The 10,200-nt window shown below is 48.0% G+C and carries 8 protein-coding genes and 4 tRNA genes; all 12 read right to left on the bottom strand.

Going from position 1 to position 10,200, the window contains the following annotated elements; translation table 11 throughout:
- Positions 1-296 precede the first annotated feature (296 nt).
- A complete protein-coding gene (gene ruvA, locus ACYQ2E_RS10990) occupies positions 297-866 on the bottom strand; it encodes a Holliday junction branch migration protein RuvA (RefSeq protein ID WP_460018107.1) in 570 nt (189 codons plus the stop codon).
- 21 nt (positions 867-887) lie between these two features.
- On the bottom strand, positions 888-2,720 hold the full coding sequence (gene mutL, locus ACYQ2E_RS10985) for a DNA mismatch repair endonuclease MutL (protein ID WP_460018106.1): 1,833 nt from the start codon (positions 2,718-2,720) through the stop codon (positions 888-890).
- A 14-nt stretch (positions 2,721-2,734) separates the two neighbouring features.
- Complete coding sequence (gene mutS, locus ACYQ2E_RS10980; protein WP_460018105.1) at positions 2,735-5,230, bottom strand: DNA mismatch repair protein MutS; 2,496 nt, start codon at positions 5,228-5,230, stop codon at positions 2,735-2,737.
- Entirely contained in the window at positions 5,223-5,396 is a 174-nt protein-coding gene (locus ACYQ2E_RS10975) for a hypothetical protein (RefSeq protein ID WP_460018104.1), read from the bottom strand. Before ACYQ2E_RS10975 ends, mutS begins: the two co-directional genes overlap by 8 nt.
- A 9-nt stretch (positions 5,397-5,405) precedes the next feature.
- Positions 5,406-5,495, bottom strand: coding sequence for an NUDIX domain-containing protein (locus ACYQ2E_RS10970; protein WP_460018103.1), 90 nt, complete (start codon positions 5,493-5,495; stop codon positions 5,406-5,408).
- Positions 5,496-5,618: 123 nt separating this feature from the next.
- Positions 5,619-6,590 (bottom strand): competence protein CoiA, encoded by a 972-nt coding sequence (locus ACYQ2E_RS10965; protein WP_460018102.1) that lies wholly within the window; start codon positions 6,588-6,590, stop codon positions 5,619-5,621.
- A gap of 75 nt (positions 6,591-6,665) precedes the next feature.
- Positions 6,666-7,751: a YdcF family protein gene (locus tag ACYQ2E_RS10960; protein ID WP_460018101.1), complete on the bottom strand. Its 1,086-nt coding sequence runs from the start codon at positions 7,749-7,751 to the stop codon at positions 6,666-6,668.
- Between the two features lie 180 nt (positions 7,752-7,931).
- A complete protein-coding gene (locus ACYQ2E_RS10955) occupies positions 7,932-9,353 on the bottom strand; it encodes an NCS2 family permease (protein ID WP_460018100.1) in 1,422 nt (473 codons plus the stop codon).
- 153 nt (positions 9,354-9,506) lie between these two features.
- Positions 9,507-9,578: transfer RNA gene (locus ACYQ2E_RS10950), tRNA-Gly, on the bottom strand.
- 91 nt (positions 9,579-9,669) lie between these two features.
- Positions 9,670-9,742 (bottom strand) — tRNA-Thr (locus ACYQ2E_RS10945).
- A gap of 172 nt (positions 9,743-9,914) precedes the next feature.
- Positions 9,915-9,996 (bottom strand) — tRNA-Leu (locus ACYQ2E_RS10940).
- A 29-nt stretch (positions 9,997-10,025) separates the two neighbouring features.
- Positions 10,026-10,098 (bottom strand) — tRNA-Lys (locus ACYQ2E_RS10935).
- Between the last annotated feature and the right edge of the window lie 102 nt (positions 10,099-10,200).

The raw sequence follows: 10,200 nt of genomic DNA, 5'->3' as shown, positions 1-10,200 counted from the left end.
CAACGACTATCCCAGAAAGTCGAAAAACTTCTTGTCGCCAAATGAGTTGTTCCTCGAAAAAACGACTGAGAAACTAGATGAAAACATGGTTTTCGGAGAATGTCCAACTTGGTATTGAAATTTTCCGTCGGAGAATTCAAAAGGAACTATTCTCCAAAAATAACAAATATGAGAATAGATATAAAATATAAAAGCTGCGAAATACATCGTCATGCAGTAAAATATCCAACCTGATTTTCAGAATAAGGCAGAAAACAAAAAACTGTACACATCTGCACAGTCTGTCAGCCTACTATCTACTTAATCAGCATTTTAAGCGCCAGCTTGATGTAGGCATCTGTCGGCATAGCAGCCTCAGCTTCAAGTTTCGGCTCAACTTTCTTGAGCTCCGCCGCTTTATAGCCAAGCGCACCAAGCGCCTCAAGCGCTTCAGCAAGCTCAGGATTCGCCGCGGGTTTAACCGGCATATCTGCCGCCACAAACTTGCCTGCCAAATCAAGCACCATCTGGCTAGCCGTTTTTTTGCCGACGCCGGGAAATTTCGTCAGGTAGGTCACATTGCTAGAGTCAATCGCCGCGATGAGACCTGCATTGTCATCGGCCGCGATGATGGCCAGCGCGGACTTCGGACCGATGCCGGAGACTGAAATCAGGCGCAGGAAGACCTTCTTCTCCTCCTCATTGGCGAAGCCGTAGAGCGTATGCGCGTCCTCACGAATGACTTGATGGACAAAAATCTGTTTTCTGTCGTTTAACTGCCAGCTGTAGGGATTGGCCACATTAAGCAGGTAGCCGATGCCTGCAACGTCAAGGACGATGTAGGTCGGCGTGATTTTGGCGATTGTACCGGTTAAATATTCGTACATAATTTTCCTTTAAGATGTGACCTAGTCCAATAGCGCATTGCGCCGTGCAGACTGGTGGCTGGCTTGAATCCGGCGGAACATTTTTTCAATTTCCGTATTGGTAAACTTGACGACAGCAGGGCGGCCGTGCGGGCAGTTATATGGATTTTCACAGCGGGACAGCTGCGCCAGCAAATCCCGTGCGCTTTCCGGGTCAATCGGGTCATGCGCCTTGATACTGGATTTGCAGGCAATCATGATAGCCAGGTCCTCACGATATTTCCGCACAGAGGTCTCCTTGTCAGCCAGCAGCAAGTCAATCAGCTCATAAGTCGCGGACTCAATCTCATCATCACGCATCCAGACAGGGTGCGCGCGCATGATAAACTGTGACTCGCCGTATTCCTCCAGAAACAGGCCAGCCTCCTCCAGCTGGGCTTTCCGGGCAGCAACACGAAGAAATTCGTCTCTAGGCAAATCAATCAGAACAGGCGCGAGCAGCGTTTGCTGGTCATAGCTGACCTCACCAATTTTATCGCGCCAATACTCATATTTCACACGCTCCTGCGCCGCGTGCTGGTCGACGATATAGAAACCGTCGGGCGACTGGCAGAGCAGGTAGGTCCTATGAAGCTGCGCCAGATACTCAAGCTCAGGAAAAGTTGGATTTTCAGACGTTTCTGTTGTTTTTGTCGTTATCGGCAGTTCAACCTCGCGTTCGACATTTTCAGGCCGGCTAGGAGGCTCGGGGTAAACGGCCGAAGGCCTTGGCTCTTCCACATAAAAGTCCTGGCAGGCATTGTCATAAACCACCTTTTTGTGACTCACCTCTGTCTTCACAGCTTCTGCGGGACCGAATAAGTTCTCCATGGCCTGCGGAATCAGAGTTTCCTCAACCAGCGCCTCTCTGATAGCACCCGTAATCAGCGCCATCAGCTCTTTTTCCTTGGACAGGCGGATTTCCTGCTTGGTCGGATGTACATTGACATCCACCAGCTGCGGGTCCACCGTCAGCTGCAGCACCACTAGCGGAAAGCGGCCAACCATGAGCTTGGAGCTGTAGCCCTCGATGATGGCGCGATTCAGCGCAAAGTTCTTGATATAACGGCCATTGAGAAAAATGCTGATATAGTTGCGGCTCGCACGCGTCAGCTCCGGCAGCGACACAAAGCCGTTCAGCTGAAAATCCAAATCCTCAGCCGCCACTTTCACCAGCTTGCGGGCATTATTCATGCCGTAAATCTGCGCAATCGTCTGCTTCAAATCGCCATTTCCAGCCGTCTGCAGCACGAGATTGCCCTCGTTAATCAGCGTGAAGCTGATTTCAGGATGCGCCAGACTTTCCCGGTTGACAATGTCGGTGATATGCGCCAGCTCTGACTGGAGCGACTTGACGTATTTCAGGCGCGCGGGCGTATTGAAGAACAGATTTGCCACGCTGATTTTCGTTCCGTCGAACTTTGCAAAAGGCTCGACAGACTCGATTTCACCGCCTTTAGTAGACAAACGTGTGCCTGCTGCTTCGTCAGCCACGCTCGTCTCAATCGTCAGCTCGGAAACTGCCGCAATTGAAGGAATGGCCTCGCCTCTAAAGCCCAGCGTGCGAATACGGAAAAGGTCGGCCGCAGATTTCAGCTTGCTGGTTGCATGGCGCCGCAGAGCCCGCGGAACATCCTCAGATTCAATGCCTGAGCCGTTGTCCACGACTTCAATCAGGCGCAGACCCGCTTCCTCGACTTTGACCGAAATTTTACTCGCCCCCGCATCAATCGAGTTTTCAAGCAGCTCTTTGACAACGCTGGCAGGCCGCTCCACCACTTCACCAGCAGCAATTTGATTGGCCAGGCTCTCGGAGAGTTCAATAATTTTTGCCATTTTCTGAAATCTCCTTATATTTTCCCTTTCAGTTCAACTAGCACGTTCAGTGCTTCTAGCGGCGTCAGGTTCATCGGGTCAATGCCTTTGAGCTCTTCTTCAACTTCTGACTTTTTCGAGTCATTCACAGAAAGTGCAAAGAGTTCCATCTGCTCAGGCTCTTCCTTCTTGACCAGGTCAGGCGACTGATTCTCAAGCTTCTGCAGAATTACATCGGCCCTCGTCAGCAACTCTGCCGGGAGACCGGCAATTTTTGCCACATGAATGCCGTAGGACTTGTCAGCAGGGCCTGCCGCGATTTTATGCAGGAAAGTCACTTCGCCCTTCTGCTCAAGCGTTGCCACATGGACATTCGTCAGGTTCGACAAAGTCTTGTCCAAACTGGTCAGTTCATGATAATGTGTCGCAAATAATGTCTTGGCATGAATATGGTCATGAATATATTCGATAATGGCCTGAGCCAGCGCCATGCCGTCATAAGTCGCCGTCCCGCGTCCCAGCTCATCAAACAGAATCAATGAATTCGCCGTGGCATGCTGAATCGCATGATTGGCCTCGGACATTTCCACCATAAATGTCGATTCGCCGCCAATCAGATTGTCCGACGCGCCGATTCGAGTGAAAATCGCATCAAAGACCGGCATTTCTGCCGACTCGGCCGGCACATATGAACCAATCTGCGCCATCACCACCAGAAGCGCAAACTGCCGCATATAAGTCGATTTACCCGACATATTCGGACCTGTAATCAGCTGAATATCCGTCCCCTCGGGCAGATGAATGTCGTTGGGCACATATTCCTGCGCGCCCATCACCGCCTCGACCACCGCATGGCGTCCTTTGTCAATCTTGACTGTCCGCGAGTTTTTAGTCAAATTCGGACGAATGTACTGATTCTTCTCAGATACCGTTGCCAGGCTCTGCAGGCAGTCAATTTCAGCCACTGTGGCCGCCAGTGCCTGCAGGCGCGGGATGTACTGGAGGGTTTTTTCCCGAATTTCCTGGAAAAGGTCATATTCCAAAGCGCTTGATTTTTCCCGCGCTTCGAGAATTGTTGTCTCGATTTCCTCAAGCTCAGTGGTGGTGTACCTTGTCGCGTTTTTCAGTGCCTTTTTGTAGATAAAGTATTCTGGCACATTGCTTAACTGCGAAGCCGTGACATGGAAATAATAGCCGTCCTGCCGGTTGTACTCAATCTTGAGGCCGGAAATCCCAGTCTTCTCGCGCTCTTTCGCCTCAAGCTCAAGCCGCCAGGAATTGCCCTCGGTCAGCGCCTCGCGATACTTGTCAAGCTGGCTGTTATAGCCTTTTTTGATGATCCCGCCCTCTGTAATCGCACGCAAAGCATTTTCATCAATCGCAGAATTTATCAGTTCAGAGAGCTCCGGAATCTCATCCAGCTGAGAAATCAGGCCGGACAAGACTTCAGCGTCCATGACATTCAGAACACTTCGGATTGCCGGCACATTTGCCAAAGAATTCGCCAACTGCAGCAAATCCACCGGCACCGCCTTTCCGAAAGAAACCCGCGAAGCCAGCCGCTCCAAGTCATAAACGCCTTTCAGCGCCTCAATCAAATCTGCCCGCTCAAAAAAGTTCGCCAGAAAAGTCGCAATAATCTCCTGACGCTTCTGAATCTGCGCCAGATTAATCAGCGGACGCTCAATCCAGGCCTTGAGCATGCGCGTTCCCATGGCCGTTTTCGTAGCATCCAGCAGCCCGTACAAAGTCCCGAACTTCTTGCCGTCGCGCTTGTTGACTGTCAACTCCAGCGCCGATTTCGTCGCAAAATCCATCTGCAGAAAATCCGCGATTTCGTAATGCACCGGCTCTTGAATGTGCGTCAAATCGCGCAATTGCGTCCGACGCACATAATTCATCAGCTTCTCACAGACGTCCGCGCCGTCAAACTCCTCTGAAATCAGCAAATTCAGCTGCTTTGTCAGGATAGAACGCTCATCGTCCGTCAACTCAAAACCAGCGACCACCTCACGCGCCCGCAAAGAAGCCACCTCACCCGCAACCGAAGCAAAATCTGCCAGCTCCGTATATTTAAACTCACCCGTGGCCAAATCCACATAAGCCAGCACAAAAGCCGAATTTGACACATTTTTATCAATTCCGACCAAAAAATTATTATCACTGGAACTCAAGGTATCAATCGTTGTCCCCGGCGTAATCACCTGCGTCACCGCCCGTTTGACGATTCCCACCGCATCCTTGGGATTTTCCATCTGGTCTGCGATTGCAACCTTGTAGCCGAGATTCACCAGCTTCTCAACATATTCCATGACCGCCTTGTGCGGCACGCCAGCCATCGGAATCGGCGTCTCAGCATTTTTATTGCGCGAAGTCAGCGTCAACTCCAGAATCTGCGCCGCATTTACAGCATCTTCATAAAAAAGCTCGTAAAAGTCACCCATCCGAAAAAGCAAAAAAGCGTCAGGATAATCCTTCTTGACGTCTAAATACTGCTGCATTCCTGGTGAGAGCTTTTCTTTTTCAGGCATCTTTCACAACTTTCTTATAATCTTTAATGATTTGTCGATAAAACTCTACAAAATTTTCAGGAATCTTATCTGGATAAAACCAGTCGAGTCGAACTGATTCCTCTTCATCCACCACAATTTCCCCTGAAAATTTTTTCGTGTAATAGGCCATGGTCAACTCTGCCAAACATCTCCATTATCTGCCTGACTCAGTTGATGTCAAACCGGTCTCTTCAAAAACTTCACGCGCTGCTGTCTGCAGCGGGGTCTCGCCCAATTCCATCAAGCCGCCAGGCAATCACCAACGGTGATGACTTTCCTGCAGTAAAATCTGTCCCGACGCATTTTCAATGATTACGATTGAACCATTCAAAATAACCGGCTGATGTCCAATTACAGCACTAAATCTTCAACATAACCCATACAATATTATAGCATAAAATCGCGGCGGGTAAAGTTCATGTCCCTTGTTCTTCAGCGGAGTCTGCGGATGTTTCAAAAAGTTTTGGTAATAAATGGACAAGTCCTGTGAAATCTGGCAAAAATCAGCCGTTGACACCTCGCCTGTCAAGATATTCAAGCCTGGCGGAGCCCACTGCCGTTCGAATTTTTCGTCCAGGAGGTTTTTTCCAGCCAGATAATAAGTTTCCTGCATCGCCATCCAATGAGGTACACGGTGAAAAAGACTTCTCTGGACAAACACATGCACACTGTCATCATTTTCTACCGTGAGGGATTGCATCTTTTGTGCTGAAAATGGTTTTCTGAGAATTTCCAGAAAATCACCACTTCCAAAATGGAACTCTTCTGTCAAAAAGCTCAGCTGGCCGCGCAGGTTCTGATAAATCAAATATTTCAATCTCAAGCAAGACCTCTCCAAATCCAGTTCCCAGTAATGAAAGCCGCGATTTTCAGAAAAATACAGCAAATTTTTCTGCAAGGGACTCATCGTCTCACCCAGCCACAAATCCTGACCAGCCAGCCAAAGGACTTGATAGCCATGTGAATGATAGTTCAAAGTCCGCTCTCTGAGCCGCTTGACCGATAAGCGCGAGCACTGCACTTCAATCGCAATCTGGTCAGACATTAACAAATCCGGCGTCTGTTCAAGCTCCGGCAGATATTTTTCAATTTCAGTTTTCACAGATTGAGACGCCCAGGCAAATATCGCTTTCTTCAGCGCCAGATGCTGCGCGGACTCGTTTTCCGACCAACTTTGACAATTCTGTAGAGAAACATGCGCAAAATGCGGAATTTTGATCAGGCCGCATTTCAAGCGCACTTCTGACTTGCAGGCAGGGCAAAAGAACTTCTGACGGCGCTCAGGAATCTCCTCCAGCAAATTTATCAGTTTGCGATTTTCATTTAATGCGACTAACATCCCCTTATTATTTAATACGAAAAAATCACGGAAATGTTTCAAGTTTCCGTGATTTTTTCGTATTTTTTAGACATTTCAAGGATTTTTGCTTGCAAACCAAAGTGACAAGAGAGCAAGAACGACGAAGAAAGCAATGAAGCAGCCCACAATAACGATGTGCTTCTTTCGTTGAGAATTCAACACTGCAATGAATTCTCGTATAAAAGCAGGCACGCGGTAATAAAATGCGGTTTTCCCGCCTGGTCCGCCCTGAGCGTCCAGTTTCAGCTGAGCCGCAAACAGTACTGTCCGAAAAACATGATAATCTGAAGTGAAAATCAGGAACTTGTCATTAATCATCTTGGCAGAATTGACCAAATTCTCGTAGGTCGTGCGTGATCGGTCCTCCAGCATGGTACGGGCGATGGGGAATTTGAGCTCATCAACTGCATAATTCTGCATCGCCTGGGCTTCTGACAGGTGCTCGTCGTCACCTTTTCCGCCTGATAAAACAAGGACAGTATCGTCTCCAGCAGCGTTAACCGCAGCCTTTATACGATTAGCCAGCAGTGTGCCGACCTTTTTCCCGCCAACCAGACCTGCCCCATGAACCACATAGTACTTGTATTTCGTCGTGAATTTTCTTGCCCGCCGGCCGTAAGCACGGCTTGACACATAAAACACCATGAACTGCCAGGTCAAATAAATGGCCAGAACCGGATAAATCGTCGCCAGAATCCGCAGCCAATCCCACTGCACACGCGGCAGACCATTGACAAAGGAATAAACCGCACTCAGAGCGAAGAAAGCCAGCATCACCAGCGGCAAAAGCAGATTTGCCACTGACTTCGACTCACGCCGCCACATTTTAATTGTCAGAATAATAATACTTACAATAATAAAAATACTGATTAAAACAGGTGCAACCACGAAAATCATCAGCACCTCAATTGCGAGCGCAATCAGCAGGCCATCACTTCTTTCCGGGAAAAACAGCGCGAGCGTCCCAATCAAAAAATTCAACGCGACAAAGCCCAAAAACAGACTGCGCAAAACCAGCCGCCCCAGCTTCAAAGTCCGGAAATCTTTCAAGCGCCAGGATTTGCGGTAAGTCAGCCCAGCAGCCAAAACCAGAATTGCCGTCATTACCGCGAAAACCACAGGTAAAAGCATATTTGCCATGCGTCTATTGTACCAAAAATTTGCAGCAAAAAATCCCGTCAAGCTTGACAGGATTTTGTCAAATTACAAAATGAGCTCAACACGCCTGAGGCTAGGAAAATAGATAAATCGGAACCTGACTTACAGGCAGAACCGCGATTTCCTAATTTTCTACGCCTCAATGCGGGCGTGTTTCACATCTTATAAAATAGCCAGCACTACAAAGTTAAGCACGAACAGAATTGCTACTACCCAGATAACAGGCTTAATCTCAGCGATTTTACCTTTGAAGATTTTGACAAAAATATAAGTGATGAAACCAGCAGCGATACCGTAAGAAATGCTGTAGCCCAGGCCCATGAAGACTGACGCGAAGAAAGCAGGAATCGCCTCTCCCAAATCCGTCCACTCAATATTTTTAAACGACCCTAGCATCATCGCACCCACAACAATCAGAATCGGCGCTGTTGCCTGAGTCGGCACAATTGACAAAAGCGGCAGGAAAAGTGAAGAAATCGCAAACATAATTGCTGTCACAATTGAGGTCAAACCTGTTCGGCCGCCTGCACCAATGCCTGCCACTGACTCAACGAAAACCGTTGTATTAGAAGTCCCGAAAATTGCTCCAATCGGTGTTGCAATCATATCTGCAAAAAGCGCCTTGTCCATTTTCGAGCTGAAACCGTGTGAATTTTCCATGTCTTTTAAATCCTCGTCTGTGAAAATTCCGGTTGAACGTCCCGTCCCGATGAAAGTCCCGATGGGGTCAAAAATTGACGTCAGCGCAAAGGCCAGCACTGTCATCAGTACTTCAATATATTTGCTCGGCTCAGAAAAAAGCGTCCCGAAGCCTTTCGGACCAAATGCAGCGCCGAAAGTCTGTCCCATCTGACCAAAAGCGGTTCCCAGATTATTCTGGGTAAACAAAGTGTTTATGTCTATTTTCACCACACCTGCGATGATTGCAATGACAGTCGTCACCAGAATTGACAGGAGAATGCCGGCTTTCCAATTGCGCAATACAAAGAACATGGTCACGACAATACCGATTAAGGCAACGAGAACTCCAGCATTGTTGAAATTCACCAGTCCCGGGACTATTGAAGAATTTGCTGTGATAGTGCCGTGATTATTTGCATATGTGCCAGGGTCTGCGATGAACTGCAGGATTCCGGCATTTTTTATACCGATATAAGCAATGAAAATGCCGATTCCGCCGCCGATTGCCTGCTGCAGACTTTCGGGAATCCCCAGTATAATCACTTTACGCACACTTGTGAAAGTGATGATGATATTGACAATACCGCAGATGAAGACCATTGCCAGCGCTTCTTGCCAGGTATAGCCTAGCGACAGCACAACGGTATAGGCGAAAAACGCGTTCAGACCCATTCCCGGCGCCAGCGCATACGGGACGTTTGCAATCAGGCCAATTGCAACCGTTCCGACGATAGATGCCAGGATTGTCGCCAGAAAGACGGCCTGCACCGGCATGCCTGTTGAGCCCAGAACAGACGGATTGACGAAGAGAATATAAGACATTGCAAAGAATGTCGTGATACCAGCCATGATTTCAGTTGAAACGGTGGTACCATTTTCTTTTAATTTGAAAAACTTTTCCATGATAAGATTTTCTCCCTTTCTTGAAAGTACAATATAATTCTAGAAGAATTTGAACAAATATTCAGGTTTTGGACAATTATTTGAGAAAAACATTCCCGAATGTTCGTGTTTTTGTGAAACAAAATAAAAAAACAGACCTAAGCCTGCTTCATCAGCGAACGACGGGATTCGAACCCGCGACCTCTACCATGGCAAGGTAGAGCTCTACCCCTGAGCTACGTTCGCACAGTTATATTATACTATTTTTTTGCAAGACTTTCAAAAATTTTGTAAGTGATGCAATTGTTGAGAAACCTCGTGATGCCAAGATTTCAACTGCCGACTACATGATTCGAACACGCGACCCTCTGATTACAAATCAGATGCTCTACCAACTGAGCTAAGTCGGCCAATTTCGTACTTGTTGAGTACTTTATTTAGCGCTGGATATTTAATTTTAGGAGTGGTAGCAAGGAGGAAAAGCTGCGCTTTTCTTTATCCCTTGTACCTCGAAGCAGTGCTTCGAGCCAACTGAGCTAAGTCGGCTTGTTCTTATGACAGACAGTTATCTGTCACAGAAACTGCGGATTAAGGGACTTGAACCCCCACACCTCTCGGTACTAGAACCTAAATCTAGCGCGTCTGCCAATTCCGCCAAATCCGCGAATTAAACAACCAATGGTGTTAATCCTTTGACCCCTGCGCGGCTCGAACGCGCGACCCTTTGATTAAAAGTCAAATGCTCTACCGACTGAGCTAAGGAGTCCAATATGTGAAATACTCTGGTAGAGCATTTGTAAGGATGACTGACTCCGTCAGTCTTTATCCGCAGCCTCGAAGCTGTGCTTCGAGCTCTACCGACTGAGCT

This window comes from Lactovum odontotermitis (genome assembly GCF_054658595.1).
Note: the sequence above shows the minus strand (reverse complement) of the source record. Positions and strands in the feature narration are given on the sequence as shown.